The following is an 18,513-nucleotide window of genomic DNA, read 5'->3' as shown; positions in this document are numbered from 1 at the left end:
TCTTGTTAGTCGTGGTGAACGGGACCGCGAGGACGCAGGCCGTACATGCCGCCGTCGACCGCGAGCGCGGTGCCGGTGGTCGAGGCGGAGAGGGGACTGGCGAGGTAGACGACGGCGTTCGCGACCTCGTCGGCGGTGACCAGCCGGCCCATCGGCTGGCGGGCCGCGAGGGCCGCGCGCTCGGCCGCCGGGTCGTCGGCGGCGTCGAGCAGCCGGCCCACCCAGGGGGTGTCCGCCGTCCCGGGGCACACGCAGTTGACGCGGATCCGGTCGGGCAGGTGGTCGGTCGCCATGGCCAGGGTCAGCGAGAGCACCGCGCCCTTGCTGGCCGAGTAGAGCGCGCGGTTGGGCAGGCCGGCCCAGGCCGCGATGGAGCAGGTGTTGACGATCGCCGCGGACGGCGAGTTCTTGAGGTGCGGCAGCGCGGCCCGGGCGAGCCGGACCATGCCGACGACGTTGACGTCGAACACGCGGTGCCACTCGTCGTCGTCGTTGGCGGTGACGTCGCCCTGCGCGCCGATGCCCGCGTTGTTGACGAGGATGTCGAGGCGCCCGAAGCGTTCCACGACGGCGTCGATCGCCGAGCGGACTTCGTCATCGGAGGAGACGTCGCAGCGGATGCCGTCGTCGCCCGGTTTGAGGTCGAGGGCCGCCACCTGAGCACCGCGGTCGGCCAGCAAGGTCGCGACCGCCTTGCCGATGCCCGAGGCGCCTCCGGTGACGGCGGCCACCAGGCCCTCGAATTCACTCACTTGCGGTCTCCGTCCACTCGGGACCGTCCGGGAAGCGGAACCGGCGCAGCGTGGCGTCGTGCATGCGCGCGGAAAACCCGGGGGCGGTCGGGGCGAGGTAGTGGCCGCGCTCGACGACGGCCGGGTCGGTGAAGTGCTCGTGCAGGTGGTCGACCCACTCGATGGAGCGGTCCGCGTCGGTGCCGGACACCGCCACGAAGTCGAACATCGACAGGTGCCGCACGAGCTCGCAGAGCCCGACGCCACCGGCGTGCGGGCACACCGGGACGCCGAACTTGGCGGCCAGCAGCAGGATCGCGAGGTTTTCGTTGAAGCCGCCGACGCGGGCGGCGTCCAGCTGCAGCACCGAAATGGCGTCCGCCTGCAGCAGCTGCTTGAACACCACGCGGTTCTGGACGTGCTCGCCGGTGGCGACCTTGATCGGCGCGAGGGCCTTCGCGATCGCCGCGTGCCCGAGGACGTCGTCGGGCGAGGTCGGCTCCTCGATCCAGTACGGGTCGAACGGCGCCAGCGCGGTCATCCAGGTGACCGCGGCGGAGACGTCCCAGCGCTGGTTGGCGTCGACGGCGATCCGGATGCCGTCGCCGACCGTCTCGCGCGCCAGCTTCATCCGGCGGACGTCGTCCTCGAGGTTGCCGCCGACCTTCAGCTTGATCATCTCGAAACCGTCGGCGACGGCCTGCTCGGCCAGCCGCACGAGCTTGGCGTCGGCGTACCCGAGCCAGCCGGGGGACGTGCTGTAGGCGCGGTAGCCCCTGGTCTCCAGTTGCTTCGTGCGGTCGGCGCGGCCGGGTTCGGCCGCGCGCAGGATGTCCAGGGCCTCGGCTTCGGTGAGCGCGTCGGTGAGGTACCGGAAGTCCACCAGGGACACGAGTTCTTCGGCGGTCATCCGTGCGGCGAACTGCCAGACCGGCAAGCCGGCGCGGCGCGCGGCGAGGTCCCAGGCGGCGTTGACCACCGCCCCGACGGCCATGTGCGCGACCCCCTTTTCCGGCCCCAGCCAGCGGAACTGCGAGTCGCCGACGAGCGTGCGGGACAGGTCGCCGAGCGCGGCCGCGTCCTCCGGGACGTCCCGGCCGACGACGTGCGGGGCGAGCGCGCGGATCGCGGCGGCCTGGACGTCGTTGCCGCGGCCGATGGTGAACGCGAGGCCGTAGCCGTCCGGGCCGCCGTCGGCGTGCAGCACGACGTACGCGGCGGAGTAGTCCGGGTCGGGGTTCATCGCATCCGAGCCGTCGAGCTCCTTCGACGTCGGGAACCGGACGTCGAGGACCTCCATGCCGATGATCTTCGCCATGGTCAGGCCTGCCTCGCGGTCTGGCGCTGCCGCCCGAGACCGTCGATCTCGAGTTCGACGACGTCGCCGTCGCGCAGGTACGGCTTCGGGTCGGGCTGCCCGAGCGCGACGCCCTCCGGGGTGCCGGTGTTGATCAGGTCGCCCGGCCGCAGCACCATCACCTGGCTCAGGTGGTGGACGATCTCGGCCACGCTGAAGATCATGTCCTTGGTGGACGAGTCCTGCTTCTTCTCGCCGTTGACCCACAGCCGCAGGCCGAGGTCCTGCGGGTCGGGCACCTCGCTCGCGGGGACCAGCGCCGGGCCGAGCGGGTTGAAGTTCTCGCAGGACTTGCCCTTGTCCCACTGGGCGGTGCGGAACTGCAGCGCGCGCTCGGAGACGTCGTTCGAGACGACATAACCGGCGACGTGCTCGAGGGCTTCGTCGACGCTCTCGAGGTAGCGCGCGGTCTTGCCGATGACGACGCCGAGCTCGACCTCCCAGTCGGTGCTGACCGACCCGCGCGGGATGAGGACGTCGTCGCCGGGGCCGACCACGACGTCCGGCGCCTTCATGAAGACGACCGGCTCGGTGGGCGGCGTCGCGCCGGTTTCCTCGGCGTGGCGGCGGTAGTTCATGCCGATGCAGACGACCTTGCCGGGCTGGGCGATCGGCGAGCCGACGCGCAGCCCGGTCTCCGAAGCGGCCGGCAGCTCTCCCGCGGCGAGCGCGGCGGCGGCGCGCGCGATCCCGTCCGCGGCGAGGAAGCCGCCGTCGATGTCGGCGGTGAGGCCGCCCAGTTCGTAGGTCGTGCCGTCGCCGGCGCGCACGAACGGACGCTCACTCCCCGGCTCCCCGAGACGCAGCAGCTGCACGGATGTTTCCCTTCACCCACACCGACCAGACATCCGATGTATATCGCAGTCGAGACCGTCAATCCAGAGCCGTCGCCGAATCGGTCGCAAAATTGATCGGATCAGTGTCGGGGCATGGTCGGGTGAGCACGGGGTGTCACCGGTCACAGCCGGAATAGCACCGGCGCGCTCCCCGCTGGTCCCGGAGAGGGAACGAAGGGACGTGCATGGCCACCACGGCGGAACGTACCGCGCCGAGCCGGCGGGCGCAGCTGAAGTTCGTCCTCGTGCTGGGTGGCCTCACCGCGTTCGGGCCCCTGTCGATCGACATGTACCTGCCCGCGCTGCCCCGGATGGCGGCCGACCTGCACGCGACGGACAGCACGGTGCAGCTGACGCTCAGCGCGTTCATCGTCGGGCTCGCCCTGGGCCAGCTGGTGCTCGGCCCGCTGTCGGACGCGCTGGGCCGCCGCCGCCCCCTGCTCGCGGGGCTGGCGCTGTACGTCGTGGGCTCGGTGCTGTGCGCGGTGAGCCCGGACGCCTGGCTGCTGGTCGCGGCGCGGTTCGTGCAGTCCCTCGGCGCCGCGGCGGGCATCGTGATCGCCCGCGCCACCGTGCGGGACCTCTTCGAAGGCACCGCGATGACGAAGTTCTTCTCGACGTTGATGCTGGTCAGCGGCCTGGCCCCGATCTTGGCGCCGCTGATCGGCGGCCAGCTGCTGAACTGGACGTCGTGGCGCGGGGTGTTCGTCGTGCTGACCGCGTTCGGCGCGCTGCTGCTGGCCGTGGTGGTGTTCTTCCTGCCGGAGCCGTCGGCCGCGCGGTCCCCGCTCCGGCTCGGCCCGGTGCTGCGGACGTACGGGCGGCTGGCGCTGGACCGGTCGTTCGCCGGGTACGCGCTGGCGTCGGGACTGCTGTTCGCGTCGATGTTCGCCTACATCTCGGGCTCGTCGTTCGCGCTGCAGGGCGTGTACGGGCTCAGCCCGCAGGCGTACAGCGTGGTGTTCGGGGCGAACGGCGTCGGGATCGTGCTGGCGGGTCAGCTCAACGGCCGCCTGGTCGGCCGGATCCGGGAGCGGGCGCTGCTGCGGTCCGGCCTGCTGCTCGGCGTGACCGGCGGCGCTCTGGTGCTGGCTTCGGTCCTCTTCCGGGCGCCGCTGGCGCTGCTCCTGGTGTCGCTGTTCCTGCTGGTGTCGAGCATCGGCCTGGTGATGCCGAACGCGAGTTCGCTGGCCCTGGCTTCGCACGCACGCACGGCCGGGGCGGCTTCGGCGCTGCTGGGCGTCCTGCAGTTCGTGGTGGGCGCGGTGGCGACGCCGCTGGTCGGCCTGGGCGGGCCGGGCACGGCGGTGCCGATGGCCGCGACCATGGCCGGGTTCGCGGTGCTGGCCCTGGTGGCCTACCTGGCCTTGACGCGCCCGGCTCCAGTGCTCGTGAGTGGTAAGGCGGGTTAGAACCCGCCTTACCACTCACGAGGGGGTGGACAGGAGGCGTTCGAGCTCGTCGCCCGCCGGTTCGTGGCCGGCGTCGGCGATCCGCTGCAGCTGCAAGAGGTCTTTCGCGGCGACCGCCCGGCGGGTGAGCAGCTCGCCGGCGTGTTCGCAGCCTTCGTCCAGCAGCTCGCTCAGCTCCTCGACGTCGCCGCGGGCGTCGGCGAGGCCGGCCAGCCGGTCGAGCGCGGTCTCGTTGCCCTCGTCGGCCAGCGCGCGCAGGGTTTCGTGATCGGTCATGCGGCCAGCATGCAACCTTGCCCCTGGGGCAAGGTCAAGTGCGAGGATGGCCGGGTGCTCACGATCGGACAGCTCGCCGGGTACGTCGGGGTGACGGCCAAGACGATCCGCGTCTACCACGCGAAGGGCCTGCTCCCGGAGCCGGAGCGCGACAGTTCCGGGTACCGCCGGTACCGCGCGTCCGACGCGGTCGAGCTGATCAAGGTCCGCACGCTCGCCGAGGCCGGCGTCCCGCTGGCCCGCATCCGCGAACTCCGCGCCGGCGACGGGCTCGCCGCGGCGCTCCGGCAGATCGACGACGACCTGGCCGCCCGCATCGAGGCCTTGCAGGCCACCCGCTCCCGCCTGCGGCGCCTGGCCGGCGGCGACCTTTCGCCCTTGCCGGACGAGGTGGTGGCCTACCTCGGGCGGCTGCCGGGCCTCGGGTTCAGCGAGCGCTGGGTGACCCTGCAGAACGACTTGTGGCTGCTGGTCTTCGCCACCCACCCGGAGACGGCCCGCACGAACTTCCGCGACCAGTCGGCGATGCTGGGCGACCCGGTGTTGCTTTCCCTGGTCCTCGAGTACGACCGGATCCACGACCTCGACCCGCACGACCCGCGCGTCGAGGCGCTGGCTTCACGGCTCGTCGCCGCGACCCGGGCCCGGTACGGCGTGGAACTGCCTGCGTACGAGCGGGGTTCCGCGATCCCGGCGCTGGTGCAGGGTGCGGTCAACGCGTCGTCACCCGCTTGGCGACGGCTCGATGCGCTGCTGCGGGAACGTCTCAGGTCAGCGACGCCAGATCCGCCGTCTTGAGCTGTTCCGCCGTCACCTTCGTGTGGCCGTCGACCAATGCACCCAAGGCATCCCCGTCGTCCCACATGTTCACGTTCATCGCCGCCGCCACTTCGCCCTCGCGCAGCCAGAACGCGGTGAACTCGCGGGACGGCAGGTCGCCGCGGACCACCAGTTCGTCCGAGGCCGGGTCCGCCAGGCCGCGGTACTCGCAGCCCAGGTCGTACTGGTCGGTGAAGAAGTACGGCGAGGCCAGGAACGGCTCGTTCTCGCCCAGCAGGTTCCGCGCCACGTGCGTGCCCTGGTCCTTCGCGTTCGCCCAGTGCTCCACGCGGACGCGCCGCCCGTACCGCGGGTGGAAGTGGGCCGCGATGTCGCCCACCGCGTAGACGTCCGGTGCCGACGTGCGCAGGCCCGCGTCCACCGCCACCCCGCCGTCGTCCGCCAGCTCCAAGCCCGCCGCGTGGGCCAGCTCCACCCTCGGGGCCGCGCCGACCGCGATCAGGACCACGTCCGCCGTCAGCTCTTCGCCGCCGCTCAAGCGCACGCCGCGGACGCCGTCCGGGCCGCCCGTGATCTCCGCGACCTGCTCACCCAAGCGGTAGTGCACGCCGTTCGAGACGTGCAGGTCGCGGAACACCCCGCCGACCGTCTCGCCGACCACGTTCGCCAGGGGCACCGGCGCCGGGTCGACGACCGTCACCTCCGCGTTGTGCTTCCGGGCCGCCGCGGCCGCTTCGGAGCCGATCCAGCCGGCGCCGACGATCACCACGCGCTCGGCCGCGGCGAACGCCGAACGCAGCTCGAGCGCGTCGTCGAGGGTGCGCAGCGTGGACAGCCCGGGCAGGTCGCCGCCGGGCACCGGCAGCGGGCGCGGCCGGGAGCCGGTCGCCAGCACCAGCCGGTCGTAGCGGTGTTCGCCGCCCGCGTCGTCGAGCACCAGCCGGGCGCCGAGCTCGAGCCGGGTCGCCGTGACGCCGGCGCTGAAGCGGATGTCCTTCTCGGCGTAGAACTTCTCTTCGTGCACCCAGTCGGGCTCGTCGGCGTTGCCCAGCAGCACGCCCTTCGACAGCGGCGGCAGCTCGTACGGGCGGTGCGGATCCGAGCCCATCAGCAGGATTTCGCCGGTGTACCCGCGTTCGCGCACCGCGGCCGCCGCGGACGCCCCACCCAGGCCCGCACCGACGATGACGATCTTCCGCGGTTCCGACATCCAGACCTCCCGGGGACGGCTCGTGCCCCGGGACGCTACTCCCGAACCGGCCGCGCCACGACCGGAGCTACGCCGAAAACCCGCGAAGCGCAAGACAAAACCCGCGAGTAGGCAGATCGGGTGAACCCGCGTCATAGCTCCGCCGGCGGCCGCTCCCACCCTCGCACGAAGCACGACCACGACAAGGGAAGCGGAGGGCGGCGACCATGAGTCGGGGCGAGTGGTCGATCGGCTGCCGGGATCTGGCCGGCCGGCGCAGGGATGTGACGGTGTTCGTCAGCAACGACAAGGTGGTGCTGGTCGCGCCGCCGGGCGAAGCGGCGGTGCTCGGGCCGCTCGACGTCGGACGGCTGCGGGCCGCCCTGCGGGACGCCGTCGTCGCGACGGCAGACGAAGAAGAAAGCTAGCCGGGGTTCGACCCGGCAATACTGACAACTACCGTTCCTACTTTGCAGTAGGTTAGAGTCCGTCCCGACTGAAGGGACCGGCCATGACGACCTACTTCGTGACGGGCGCGACGGGCTTCATCGGAAAACGCCTGGTCGCGCGGCTGCTGAAGCGGCCGGAGACGTCCGCGGTGTACGCGCTGGTGCGGGAGACCTCCCGCGAGCGCCTGGCCACCTTGGCACGCGACTGGCCGGGCGCGGACAAGCTGCACCCGGTGCTCGGCGACCTCGCCGAACCCCGGCTCGGTGCCGACCCCGCCGAGCTGCCCCACCTCGACCACGTCGTCCACCTCGGCGCGATCTACGACCTCACCGCCGGCGAGGACGCCAACCGGCGCGCCAACGTCGAAGGCACCCGCCACCTGCTCGCCTTCGCCGCCGCGGCGCGGGACGGGCTGGTGCACCACGTGTCGTCGATCGCCGTCGCCGGCGACCACGCCGGGCGGTTCACCGAAACCGACTTCGACCTCGGCCAGCGCTTCGGCTCCCCGTACCACGCGACGAAGTTCCAGGCCGAAAAGCTCGTCCGCGAGCAGTCGCTGCCCTTCCGCGTCTACCGGCCCTCGGCCGTCGTCGGGGACTCGCGCACCGGCGAGATGGACAAGGTCGACGGGCCCTACTACTTCCTCCCGGCGATTTCGCGGCTGGCCGCCCTGCCCCGGCGGCTCCCGCTGGCCGCCCCCGACCTGGGCGCGACGAACCTGGTGCCGGTCGACTACGTCGTCGAGGCGATGGACTTCCTGATGCACCGGGACGCCCCCTCGGGGACGACCTACCACCTCGCCGCCGCGCGCCCGCAGCCGCTCAACTCCGTCTACAACGCCTTCGCGCGCGCCGCGGGCGGCCCGGTGATCCGGGCCGTGCTGCCCGCCGGGCCCTCGGGCGCGCTGCGGCGCGCGGGCGGCCGCCTGGCGCACGCGGCCGCGGCCGGGCTCGACCGCGTGCCCGGCGGCCGGGGCGCCCGCGCGGCCGTCCTCGAAGAGCTCGGCGTCCCCCTGGCCGTGCTGCCGCACCTGACCATGGACGTCGTCTTCGACACCGCGCGTACCACGACGGCGCTGTTCGGCAGCGGCCTCGAGCTCCCCGAGCTGCGGGACTACGCGGCGCCGCTCTACCGGTACTGGCAGGCCCACCTCGACCCCGACCGCGCGCGCCGCACCCCCGGACTGGCCGGGCGGACGGTGCTGATCACCGGCGCGTCGTCCGGGATCGGTCGGGCGTCCGCGCTCGCCGTGGCCCGCAAGGGCGCGAAGGTGATCCTCGTGGCGCGCCGCGCTTCGGAGCTCGAAGAGGTGCGCGCGGAAATCCTCGCGGCCGGCGGCACGGCCGCGGCGTACCCGTGCGACCTCACCGACGGCGACGCCGTCGACGCGCTGGTCAAGGACGTGCTCGGCGACCACGGCGCGGTGGACGTGCTGGTGAACAACGCCGGCCGGTCGATCCGGCGCTCGGTCGCGCTGTCCACGCAGCGGTTCCACGACTTCGAGCGCACGATGGCGATCAACTACTTCGGCCCGGTCCGGCTGATCCTCGGCTTCCTGCCGTCGATGGCCGAGCGCCGGTTCGGCCACGTCGTCAACGTCACGACCCAGGGCCTGCAGACCGACACCCCGCGCTTTTCGGCCTACCTGGCGTCGAAGGCGGCCCTGGAGGAGTTCGGCCTGACGGCCGGGCGCGAGACGCTCTCGGACGGCGTCACGTTCACGTCGGTGCGGATGCCGCTGGTCCGGACGCCGATGATCGCCCCGACCGGCTACCGCGGAATCCCGTCCAGCAGCCCCGAACGCGCCGCGGCGCTGGTGGTGCGGGCGTGCGAGGAGCGGCCGGAGATCCTCAGCCTCCCCGAAGGCCGCGCCGCCGAACTGGCGACGCTCGCCGCGCCGAAGCTCGCCCGGTTCGCCGCGCACCTGGCCTACCGGGCGATGCCGGAGTCCGCGCCCGAGACACGCGACCTCCCCCGGCGGTCCGCACCCGCGTCGGTCGCCGCCGCGGTGACCCGGCTCATCTGGCGCCGCCGTGCCTGATTCCCGCGAATTCCGGCGAAACGGTGGCACGCGACCGACGGTACTTCTACCCTCGCGCGAGTCCCGTGCACCCGTGCGGGCTTCAACTGGGGAGTTCGAAATGCCGGTATTCAGCGTAGACAGCTCAGGGCAACGCAGCGCCGCGACCGACAAGACGGCCGTGATCGGCACCGCGCGGCGCACCCTCGGGTGAGTCCGGCCGGGGCCGGGCGCGTGCCCGGCCCCGGTTCGGGGCCTTCGCGGGCGGTTTCCGCCGCACGCGAAGGCCCCGAATGAGTCATTCGCGGCCTTCCGGCGGGCATCCGGGTGCGGTCCGCCGGGTGCGGTGGACCGGCCGCTACCATCGCTTCCCGGGTGTGATCGGGAGCGGAAGGCGGGCGGGGCGTGGCCGTGGCGAGTCCTGCGCACATCGCCACGACGCCGGCGCCCGGCAGGCAGCGCCGAACGCTGGTGCGCTGGAGCGTCCACGCCGGCTGGGTGGTGCTGCTCGCGCTGGCCACCGAACTCCGCGTCGGCCGCTTCGGTTTCCACCCCTCCGACCAGGGCTTCATCCTCGCCCAGGCGTGGCGCGTGCTGCACGGCGAAGTCCCGCACGCCGACATCATCTCCGCCCGCCCGCTGGGGTCCGCGGTGCTGCACGTCGCCGATTTCGCGCTGCCGATGCCGCTGTTCTTCGGCTCCAGCTTCCTTTCGATGATCGAGATCATCGTGGCCACGATCGCGTTCGCCACGCTGGTCACGCGGCGCCGGGTGCTCGACTGGGGCCCGGGGATGACCGCGCTGGTCGCGGCCGCGTCGCTGATCAACCTCAACGCGTTCCCGCTGATGGCGTGGCACACCGTGGACGGCATCGCGCTCACCGCGTGCGGCGCCTGGGCCCTGGACGCGGGACTGACCAGCGGCCGCGCGCTCGCCCGCCGCGGCGGGCTGGTGCTGCTCGGCTGCGCGGTGTTCGTCAAGCAGAGCTTCGCGCTGGCCGCCGTGATCGGCGTGCTGTGGCTGCTGCTCCACCCGGCCACGCGGGCGGGCGCGCTGCGCACGGCGAGCTGGTGGCGCCGGCTGGTCCTCGACCTCCTCGCGCTCGGCGCGCCCGGGCTGGCGTACGTGGCGTGGGTGAGCCTCGGCGGCGGCTTCGCGGAGATGGTCGAGCAGCTCACCGGCGGCGTGCCCGCCTACGGCGAGCGGCTGCTCGGGCTGTGGCTCGACGACCCGGAGGTGCTGACCAGGGCACCCGTGCGGGAGCTGACCTTCTTCGCCGCGATCGCCGTCGTGCTCCTGGCCGTCCGGCTGCCGGGTGACCGGCTGGGCGTGGCCGGGCGGATCGCGTCCTGGGTGCTGGTGCTCGCGGGCGCCGCGGCGGTGGTCTGGACCGTCGTCGACGGCCGGTTCACCGGTTCCTCGCGCTGGGCGGACGTCCTGTGGTGGATCGTCGCGGTCAGCGTGCCGGTGAACGCGGCCGTGCGGCGGAAGGTGCCCTGGGCCGGCCTGCTCGTGCTCGCCACCGGGTTCATGACCAGCCTGTCCTGGGGCAACGACACCCCGACGCTGCTCACCGGCACCCTGGCCCTGACGGCGTTGCTGCTGCTGGGCCACCTGGTCCCGCCGCGCCCGCGGCCGGGCTGGACCCGGGCGGTGACGGCGACCGCCGGGTGTGTGGCGGTGGCGGTCTGCGGGTGGGTCGTCGTCGCCCGCCACGACCAGGCCGCCTACCTCGACCTCGGGCACGACCGGCTGACCGAAGACCTCGGGGCGGTCACCCCGGCCATGGCCGGCATCCGCACCAACCCCTCGACGTTCACCTTCGTCCGGCAGATCCGCGGCTGCCTGGACCGCTTCCCGGCCGCGCGGACGGCGATCCTGCCGGACAGCCCGTTCGCCTACCCCGCGTTCGGCCTGCGCAACCCGTTCCCCCTCGAATGGCCGCTGCCGCTGGAGGTCGTCGGCACCGCGCCCGAGCGCATGCTCGCGAAGGCGGACGAGCTGAACCGCGAAGGCGGCTACCTGGTCCTGTTCGAGACGGACTCGATCCGGATGCTCGCGACGGGCGGCCCGGTGCCGGAGTCGATCCCGCCCGACACGCCGGTGTTCGACTACCTCGGCCTGGAAAAGGCGATCCAGGCCCGGCTCACCGGCCGGGCCGTGACCTGCGGCAGCTTCGTCGGCAAGTACGCCCCCTGACTCAGGAAGCCCGCTCGCGGCCCCGCAGCAGGTCGAACACCGCCCGGGGCATCTCGCCATCCCCGAACGCCGCGATCCGCGCGGCGGCCGCGGCGGGGTCGGTGAAGTCGATGGCGGCAAACCAGTCCAGCGGCCGGATGAGCGACCACGCGCCCTCCGCACCCACCAGCAGGCTCGTCACGGCGGTGCGGCCGCCGGCGAAGGTCACCTCGTGGCGGCCGTCGCCGAGGGCGCGGGTCGAGCAGCATCCGCCGCAGGTGTCGTGACGTGCATGGGTGCTCCTTCGGGGTTGGTGCGACCCCCGCCGGCAGGCGCTGTCAGTCGGCCAGCAGGTCGTCCGGGCCGGCACTCGCCAGTTCCGCCAGGACGTCGAGTGCCGAGGCGAGCGTCGCCACCGGCGGGGCCGACACCGCGAGCCGGACCGCGTTCGGCGCGTGGCCCGGCAGGACCGCGAACGCCGCCGCCGGGGACAGGGCGATCCCCCGGCGGGCCGCCGCCGCGGCGAACGTCTCCGCCCGCCAGCGGTCCGGCAGCTCCCACCAGCGGTGGTACGACGCCGGATCGCCGCGCAAGCCCGGCAGCTTCTCCGCCACCACGGACGCGCGCGCGGCCGCGTCACGGCGTTTCGCCGCCTCGATCTCCGCGAGGGTGCCGGTCACGATCCACTGCGTCGCCGCCTCGACGGCGAAGCGCGAAGCGGCCCAGGCCCCCGAGCGCACCGACGACGCCAGCCGGGCCGCCCAGGCCGGGGGCGGCACCAGGAACCCCGCCGTCAGGCCCGGCGCGACCCGCTTGGACAGGCTGTCGACGAACACCGTGCGCTCCGGCGCGTACGCGGCGAACGGGCGCACCTCGTTGCGCAGGAACGTGTAGATGCCGTCCTCGATCACCGGCAGGTCCAGGCGGCCCACGACGTCGGCAAGCTCGGCGCGGCGCTGCGGCGGCATCGTCGTGCCGAGCGGGTTGTGCAGTGTCGGCTGGACGTAGAGCGCGCGCACCGGCCCGGCCGCGGCGAGTGCCGCCGGCACCAGCCCGGACTCGTCGCTTTCGATCGGCACGAGCTCCACGCCGAGGCGCGACGCGAGAGCCTTCACCACCGGGTACGTCAGCGACTCCACGGCGAGCCGCTCCCCCACCGGCACGAACCCGGCGATCGAGGCCGCCAGGGCCTGCCTGCCGTTGCCGGTGAACAGGATCGTCGCCGGGTCCGGGCGCCAGTCGCCGCGCGCGAGGAGCCTCGCTGCCGCCTCGCGGGCCGGCGGCGTGCCGGCCGCGCCGATCGGGTGCAGGGCCGCGGTCAGGACGTCGGCGCGCAGCAACGGTTCCAGTGCGCGGGCCAGCCTCGCCGACTCCTCCGGCAGGACGGCGAAGTTGAGTTCGAGGTCGACGCGGGCGCCGCCGGGCTCGGCGAGCGCGGGTTCGGGCGGCGGTTTCGCCGCGCGGACGAACGTGCCGCGGCCGACCTCGCCGATGGCCAGGCCGCGCCGGACGAGCTCGCCGTAGACGCGCGCGGCGGTCGAGCCGGCGATGCCCCGCTGCCGCGCGAAGCGGCGCTGGGGCGGGAGCCGGTCGCCGGGCCGGAGGCGGCCGGCCTCGATGTCGGCGGCGATGGCGTCGGCGACGACGCGGTAGTCGTCCATGGTCACCTTCCCGCCCGAAATCCGTCGGCGAGCATGATCCCACCCGGGCTAGATTGGCCGTGGAGGTGCCATGACCGACCAGATCTGGACCGAAGTCGACGACTACCTCGCCGGCGCGCTGCTCGCCCCCGACCCGGTGCTCGACGCCGCTTCGGCCGACGCCGACGCCGCCGGGCTGCCGCACATCGCCGTCGCGCCCAACCAAGGAAAGCTGCTCCACCTGCTGGCCCGGCTCGCCGGGGCGCGCACGATCCTGGAGATCGGCACGCTCGGCGGGTACAGCACCGTCTGGCTCGCCCGCGCGCTGCCGGCCGGCGGCAAGCTCGTGACCTGCGAGTACGAGCCGAAGCACGCCGAGGTCGCGCGGGCCAACCTGGCGCGGGCGGGCTTCGGCGAGGACGTCGTGGACATCCGCGTCGGCGCCGCGCTCGACACGCTGCCGACGCTGACCGGGCCGTTCGACTTCGTGTTCATCGACGCCGACAAGGTCAACCTCGCCAACTACGTGCGCGCCTCGCTGGCGCTGGCGCGGCCGGGCACCGCGATCGTCGTCGACAACGTCGTCCGGCAGGGCCGGGTGGCCGACGCGAGCAGCGACGACCCGAACGTCCGCGGCGCGCGCGAGATGTTCGACCTGCTGGCCACCGAGGACCGGATCGACGCGACCGCGGTCCAGACCGTCGGCGGCAAGGGGTACGACGGGTTCGTGCTCGCCCTGGTCCGCTGATTCACCGCGGCGGCCCCGCGGCCGCCGCGGTGAACGCGCGCCAGACGTCGGCCGGGACGACGTCGCCGGTCAGTTTCCGGCCGCTCGCGTCCTTGAGCCGCCGTTCGTCGTCGGAGCCGATCCAGACCGCCGTGGCCAGCTGCGGGGTGTAGCCGACGGCCCAGGCGTCCTGGTAATCGGCGCTGGTGCCGTGCTCGGCTTCGCCGGTGTACAGCGCCGGGCCGCCGTCGGCGCGCAGGGTCGCGGTGACCTCCGCGGCGACGTGGCGGCTGGTGTCGTCGTCGCCGAACGCCGGGCTCGAGGTGTCCTGGTGTTCCCAGACGACCGCGCCGCTTTCGTCGCGGACCTTCGCCACCAGGTGCGGGGTGCTGCGCCGGCCTTCGGCGGCGAAGGTGGCGTAGGCGCCGGCCACGTCCAGCGGCCGCAGCGGGTACCGGCCGATGGCGATGCCCGCCCCGATCAGGTAGCCGTCCTTCTCGCGCAGCGTCGGGACACCGTCGACGGCGTCCGGGACGCCGGCCTCCCGGGCGGCTTCGCTCACCGCCTCCGGGCCGAGTTTCTTGGCCAGCGCGACGACGGTGCCGTGGGCGTGCGTTTCCACCGCCCGGCGCGGGGTGCACTTCTTGCCGCAGACTTCCGGGTACTGGAAGTTCTCGCCGAGGAATTCGACCTTCGAAAACGCCGGGATCGGCTGGTCCGGGCCGAAGCCGTGGAGCATCGCCGCGGTGAAGGTGAACGGGTGGAACGCCGTGCCGAGCGCGTGCGGGCTGCCCGCGTAGTCGCGGACACCCTGGTCGCCGCCGTAGTAGGCGCGCACGGCCCCGTTCGCCGGGTCGATCGCGACGACGGCCCCGCGGAACTCCTTCGGCTCGCCGTCCAGCCGCTCCCGCAGGGCTTTCTTCGCCGCGTCCTGCCGGCTGCGGTCCAGCGTCGTCTCGACGGTCATGTTCCCCTGCTGGAGCCGGCCGAGCGGGAAGCCGTCCCGCTCCAGCTCGGCGAGGACCTGCTGCTTGACGTGGAACTCGTCGTAGGTGACGCGGCCGGCGCGGGTCTCCGACGGCGGCTGGATCTCGCCGCCGGGGTAGGCCATCGGTTCGTCGTCCTTGACGTACCCCCGGCTCACGAGCTTGTCGCGCACGTACTGCCAGCGCCGGGCGGCGTGGAGGTCGCCCGAGGCGGCGGGGTCGTGGACCGACGGCGACTGGATCATCCCGGCGAGGAAGGCGGCTTCGCTCCAGGTGATCGAGCCGTCGAGCTTCTTGCCGAAGTAGGCGTTCATCGCCGCCGCGGGCCCGAACGTGCCGCGGCCGAAGGAGATGATGTTGACGTAGCTCTCGAAGATCTGTTCCTTGCCCTGCTCCTGGGTGATCTTCGTGGCCAGCACGAGCTCGGCGAACTTGCGCCCGAGCGTCGCGTCGTCTTCGCCGGTGGACTTCTTGATGTACTGCTGGGTGATCCCGGAACCGCCGCCGACGCCGGTGAGGAACGCGCGGCCGATGCCGGTCGGGTCGAACCCCTGGTTGTCCCAGAAGGTCGGGTCCTCGGTGGCGATGATGGCGTCGCGCAGCTTCGCGGGCACCTGCGTGTAGGGAACGAAACTCCGGTCGCCGTCGGCCGGGATCACCTTGAGCAGCTCGGACCCGTCCGCGTACTTCAGGACGACGGTCTTGCCGAGCCCGGCCAGGACGTCCTGGGGGCTGCGGACGTCGAGCACGAGGTAGACGACCCAGAAGGCGATCAGCGGGCCGCCGACGAGGACGCCGAACGTCCAGCCGGCGATCCGCCGGGCGCGGCGCCACTTTCGGCCGGCCGGCTTCGCGGGGGTTGCGTCATCTTCTTCGTCCGTCGACAAGGTCACGAACGGATGACGGCCGGACGGGTGACAAAGTTCGGGGACAACCCGGCCAAGGTTGTTCGAATCCTGTGAAGCTCAGGAAAGGAAGGCGCGCAGCAGCGAGGCCGTGCCTTCGATGTGCTCCGCCATCGCCCGGCGCGCGGCGGGCGCGTCGCCGGCCAGGATCGCGTCCACGATCGCTTCGTGCTGGGCGTTCGAGTGCTCGAGGTTGGGCGGGAGCAGCGGAATCCGGTCGAGCAGCTGGTTGACACGGGTCCGGGCGTCGGCCATCGCCGTGGTCAGCGAGCCGGACGCGGTCACCTCGGCGATGGCCAGGTGCAGCCGGGAGTCCTTGCGGCGGTAGTCGCCGAGCTCCGCGCCGGCGGCCTCGGCGAGGGTGCCGGTGAGGTGCTGCCGGTCGGCCGGGCTCAGCGACCGCGCGGCGGCCATCTCGGCGGCGCCGGTCTCGAGGACGTAGCGGAGGCTCAGCGCGTCTTCCAGTGCGACGGCCTCGACCTTGCCGCCGGGCTCGGGCGGGGCGGGCAGCGTGTCGTGCACGAACGTGCCTCCGTAGCGGCCCCGCCGTGACTCCACGTAACCGGCGTCGGAGAGCGCCCGGATGGCCTCGCGCAACGTGACGCGGCTGACGCCGAGCCGTTCGGCGAGTTCGCGTTCGGACGGGAGCCGCTCCCCCGCGCCGACCACGCCCAGCCGGATCGCCTGCAGCAGCCGCTCGACGGTCTCCTCGAAAGCGTTGCCGGTGCGGACCGGCCGGAACAGCGCTTCGCCGGCATTCACCACCGAGGTCGACTCCATCCCGCGAGTCTAGGCGCCGTGCGGAAGCGGCGGTCACACTGTGTTCTTGCCGGCTGTTCTCACCGGTGTTCGCCGGGCGGAAAACCGGTGGATCCGGGCGGCCACGGTGAGCGACGATGGAGCGACCGACACCGAACATCGACGCAGGGGGCGATCCGGTGCACTTTCTGATGGCCGAGGACCTGGTCCACGAACGGGAGAACGAGTTGCGCCACGGTGCGCGCAACCGCCCACCCGGCCGTGCGACGCCGAGACGCCGCACGGGCACGAGGAGACAGCAGTTCGGCTGGACGCTCGTGGAGGTCGGGCTGAAGCTGGCGGTGGAGCCGGAGGACCGGCCGGAGTGAGGGCCCGCCGGCCGCCGCGAGCGGTCAGCACTCGATGACGTTCACCGCCAGGCCGCCGCGGGCCGTCTCCTTGTACTTCACGCTCATGTCCGCGCCGGTCTCGCGCATGGTCTTGATCGCCTTGTCCAGCGTCACCACGTGACTGCCGTCGCCGCGCATGGCCATGCGGGCCGCGTGGATCGCCTTCGAGGCGCCCACCGCGTTGCGCTCGATGCACGGGATCTGGACCAGGCCGCCCACCGGGTCGCAGGTCAGGCCGAGGTGGTGCTCCACGCCGATCTCGGCCGCGTTTTCCACCTGGGCCGGGCTTCCGCCCAGCACCTCCGTGAGACCCGCCGCCGCCATCGCCGAGGCCGAACCGACTTCGCCCTGGCAGCCGACCTCGGCGCCGGAGATCGAGCCCGTCTGCTTGAGGATCGAGCCGATCGCGCCCGCGGTGAGCATGAACTTGACGATGCCGTCGTCGGTCGAGTGCCGGATGAAGCGCTGGTAGTAGTGCAGCACGGCCGGGATGATCCCGGCGGCGCCGTTGGTCGGCGCGGTGACCACGCGGCCGCCCGCGGCGTTCTCTTCGTTGACCGCGAGGGCGTAGAGGCTGACCCAGTCCATCGCGTACAGCGGGTCGTCCAAGCCGTCCTCGGCCAGCAGCTTTTCGTGCAGCGCCTTCGCGCGGCGCGGCACCTTCAAGCCGCCCGGCAGGACGCCTTCGTGCGTGCAGCCGTTGCGGACGCACTCCGCCATGACCGCCCAGATCGCCAGCAGCCCGTCCCGCACCTTCTCGCGCGTGCGCCAGGACAGTTCGTTCGCCAGCATGATCTCGCTGATCGGCAGGCCGGTCGACGCGCAGTGCCCGAGCAGGTCCGCGCCCGTGCGGAACGGGTACGGCACCGGTGTCGAGTCCTCGACGAACACCGCGTCCGTCTCGTAGGACTCGTCGCGGACGAACCCGCCGCCGACCGAGTAGTACGTCCGCTCGCGCAGCAGCTCGCCGGCCGCGTCGAACGCGCGGAAGACCATGCCGTTCGGGTGCGCCGGCAACGACTTGCGCCGGTGCATCGTGAGGTCGGTGTCCTCGTCGAACGCGATCTCGTGCGTCCCGGCCAAAAGCAGCCGGCCGGACTCGCGGATCTCCGTGACGCGCACCGGCACGGTGTCGGTGTCGATCTCTTCGGGCCGCTCGCCCGAGAGCCCGAGCAGGACGGCTTTGTCACTGCCGTGGCCGAAGCCGGTCGCGCCGAGCGAGCCGAACAGCTCGACTTGGACGCGCGCCGTGCGGTCCAGGTCGGCGCCGAGTCCGTCCACAAAGGTCAGTGCCGCCCGCATCGGCCCGACGGTGTGCGAGCTCGACGGGCCGATGCCGATGGAAAACAGGTCGAAGACGCTGATCGCCATTGATCCGCCCCTTCCTATCGGGCCAGCAGGGAGCTGGCTTCTTGCGCGGCCGGGCCCTGGTCGGCGAGGTGCCGCAGGTTCTCCGGCAGCTCCTCCCCACGGTAGCCCTTGGTCTGCGCGTAGAGCCGTCCCGAGCGGTAGGACGACCGCACCAGCGGCCCCGCCATCACCCCGGCGAAGCCCATCGCCTCGGCGGCCTTCGAGTGCTCGACGAACTCCTCCGGCTTGACCCACCGGTCCACCGGGTGGTGCCGGGCCGAGGGACGCAGGTACTGCGTGATCGTCAGGATCTCGCAGCCCGCGTCGACCAGGTCCTGCATCGCGGGCGCGACCTCGTCCGGCGTCTCGCCCATGCCCAGGATCAGATTGGACTTCGTCACCAGGCCGAACTCACGTGCCTTGGTGATGACCTCCAGGGAACGCGCGTACCGGAACCCGGGACGGATGCGCTTGAAGATCCGCGGCACGGTCTCCACGTTGTGCGCCAGCACCTCCGGCCGCGACCCG

17 protein-coding genes and 1 pseudogene are annotated in these 18,513 nt (G+C 72.8%); 7 read left to right on the top strand and 11 right to left on the bottom strand.

The annotated features are described in order from the left end of the window. Window positions 1-5: 5 nt before the first annotated feature. Genes C2L58_RS10770 through C2L58_RS10760 form a run of 3 tightly spaced genes read right to left on the bottom strand, consistent with a single transcriptional unit; the run spans window position 6 to window position 2,903 of the window. Entirely contained in the window at window positions 6-752 is a 747-nt protein-coding gene (locus tag C2L58_RS10770) for an SDR family NAD(P)-dependent oxidoreductase (protein WP_103337416.1), read from the bottom strand. Then, complete coding sequence (locus C2L58_RS10765) at window positions 745-2,049, bottom strand: enolase C-terminal domain-like protein (protein ID WP_103337415.1); 1,305 nt, start codon at window positions 2,047-2,049, stop codon at window positions 745-747. The genes C2L58_RS10770 and C2L58_RS10765 overlap by 8 nt, the downstream gene beginning before the upstream one ends. A 2-nt stretch (window positions 2,050-2,051) precedes the next feature. Beyond that, window positions 2,052-2,903: a fumarylacetoacetate hydrolase family protein gene (locus C2L58_RS10760; RefSeq protein WP_103337414.1), complete on the bottom strand. Its 852-nt coding sequence runs from the start codon at window positions 2,901-2,903 to the stop codon at window positions 2,052-2,054. 206 nt (window positions 2,904-3,109) lie between these two features. Here C2L58_RS10760 and C2L58_RS10755 point away from each other — a divergent pair, with 206 nt between their 5' ends. Continuing rightward, window positions 3,110-4,336, top strand: a complete 1,227-nt coding sequence (locus C2L58_RS10755) for a multidrug effflux MFS transporter (RefSeq protein ID WP_103337413.1) — start codon at window positions 3,110-3,112, stop codon at window positions 4,334-4,336. 15 nt (window positions 4,337-4,351) lie between these two features. Here the strand turns inward: C2L58_RS10755 and C2L58_RS10750 are convergent, their stop codons facing one another. Next, on the bottom strand, window positions 4,352-4,612 hold the full coding sequence (locus C2L58_RS10750; protein WP_103337412.1) for a hypothetical protein: 261 nt from the start codon (window positions 4,610-4,612) through the stop codon (window positions 4,352-4,354). A gap of 54 nt (window positions 4,613-4,666) precedes the next feature. Between C2L58_RS10750 and C2L58_RS10745 the strand changes: the two genes are divergently transcribed. Continuing rightward, complete coding sequence (locus C2L58_RS10745) at window positions 4,667-5,410, top strand: MerR family transcriptional regulator (protein ID WP_103337411.1); 744 nt, start codon at window positions 4,667-4,669, stop codon at window positions 5,408-5,410. Here C2L58_RS10745 and C2L58_RS10740 read toward each other — a convergent pair. After that, complete coding sequence (locus C2L58_RS10740) at window positions 5,379-6,602, bottom strand: NAD(P)/FAD-dependent oxidoreductase (protein WP_103337410.1); 1,224 nt, start codon at window positions 6,600-6,602, stop codon at window positions 5,379-5,381. The genes C2L58_RS10745 and C2L58_RS10740 overlap by 32 nt on opposite strands. 206 nt (window positions 6,603-6,808) lie before the next feature. Between C2L58_RS10740 and C2L58_RS10735 the strand changes: the two genes are divergently transcribed. The 3 genes from C2L58_RS10735 to C2L58_RS10725 all read left to right on the top strand — a co-directional run bounded on the left by C2L58_RS10735 (window position 6,809) and on the right by C2L58_RS10725 (window position 11,250). Then, on the top strand, window positions 6,809-7,009 hold the full coding sequence (locus tag C2L58_RS10735; RefSeq protein WP_013223722.1) for a hypothetical protein: 201 nt from the start codon (window positions 6,809-6,811) through the stop codon (window positions 7,007-7,009). A gap of 83 nt (window positions 7,010-7,092) precedes the next feature. Continuing rightward, window positions 7,093-9,072: an SDR family oxidoreductase gene (locus C2L58_RS10730; RefSeq protein WP_103337409.1), complete on the top strand. Its 1,980-nt coding sequence runs from the start codon at window positions 7,093-7,095 to the stop codon at window positions 9,070-9,072. Between the two features lie 384 nt (window positions 9,073-9,456). Beyond that, window positions 9,457-11,250, top strand: coding sequence for a hypothetical protein (locus tag C2L58_RS10725; RefSeq protein ID WP_103337408.1), 1,794 nt, complete (start codon window positions 9,457-9,459; stop codon window positions 11,248-11,250). A gap of 1 nt (window position 11,251) precedes the next feature. On the opposite strand, the gene C2L58_RS49795 is transcribed toward C2L58_RS10725, so the two are convergent. Next, a complete protein-coding gene (locus C2L58_RS49795) occupies window positions 11,252-11,458 on the bottom strand; it encodes a hypothetical protein (protein WP_369904174.1) in 207 nt (68 codons plus the stop codon). A 109-nt stretch (window positions 11,459-11,567) separates the two neighbouring features. After that, window positions 11,568-12,890, bottom strand: coding sequence for an aminotransferase-like domain-containing protein (locus tag C2L58_RS10715; protein ID WP_199191216.1), 1,323 nt, complete (start codon window positions 12,888-12,890; stop codon window positions 11,568-11,570). A gap of 70 nt (window positions 12,891-12,960) precedes the next feature. Here C2L58_RS10715 and C2L58_RS10710 point away from each other — a divergent pair, with 70 nt between their 5' ends. Next, a complete protein-coding gene (locus C2L58_RS10710) occupies window positions 12,961-13,617 on the top strand; it encodes an O-methyltransferase (RefSeq protein ID WP_103337405.1) in 657 nt (218 codons plus the stop codon). Window position 13,618: 1 nt separating this feature from the next. Here the strand turns inward: C2L58_RS10710 and C2L58_RS10705 are convergent, their stop codons facing one another. Next, window positions 13,619-15,469: a transglycosylase domain-containing protein gene (locus tag C2L58_RS10705; protein WP_369904176.1), complete on the bottom strand. Its 1,851-nt coding sequence runs from the start codon at window positions 15,467-15,469 to the stop codon at window positions 13,619-13,621. A 78-nt stretch (window positions 15,470-15,547) separates the two neighbouring features. Next, on the bottom strand, window positions 15,548-16,267 hold the full coding sequence (locus tag C2L58_RS10700) for a FadR/GntR family transcriptional regulator (protein WP_199191215.1): 720 nt from the start codon (window positions 16,265-16,267) through the stop codon (window positions 15,548-15,550). Between the two features lie 116 nt (window positions 16,268-16,383). Here C2L58_RS10700 and C2L58_RS10695 point away from each other — a divergent pair, with 116 nt between their 5' ends. Beyond that, complete coding sequence (locus tag C2L58_RS10695; protein ID WP_103337403.1) at window positions 16,384-16,614, top strand: hypothetical protein; 231 nt, start codon at window positions 16,384-16,386, stop codon at window positions 16,612-16,614. 24 nt (window positions 16,615-16,638) lie between these two features. Here the strand turns inward: C2L58_RS10695 and C2L58_RS10690 are convergent, their stop codons facing one another. Both C2L58_RS10690 and C2L58_RS10685 read right to left on the bottom strand, forming a co-directional pair. Next, entirely contained in the window at window positions 16,639-18,006 is a 1,368-nt protein-coding gene (locus tag C2L58_RS10690; protein WP_103337402.1) for an L-serine ammonia-lyase, read from the bottom strand. Window positions 18,007-18,020: 14 nt separating this feature from the next. After that, window positions 18,021-18,513, bottom strand: a pseudogene (locus C2L58_RS10685) (lipoyl synthase); the annotation flags it as partial.

The organism is Amycolatopsis sp. CA-126428 (assembly GCF_002904335.1).
Taxonomy (GTDB): domain Bacteria; phylum Actinomycetota; class Actinomycetes; order Mycobacteriales; family Pseudonocardiaceae; genus Amycolatopsis.
Note: the sequence above shows the minus strand (reverse complement) of the source record. Positions and strands in the feature narration are given on the sequence as shown.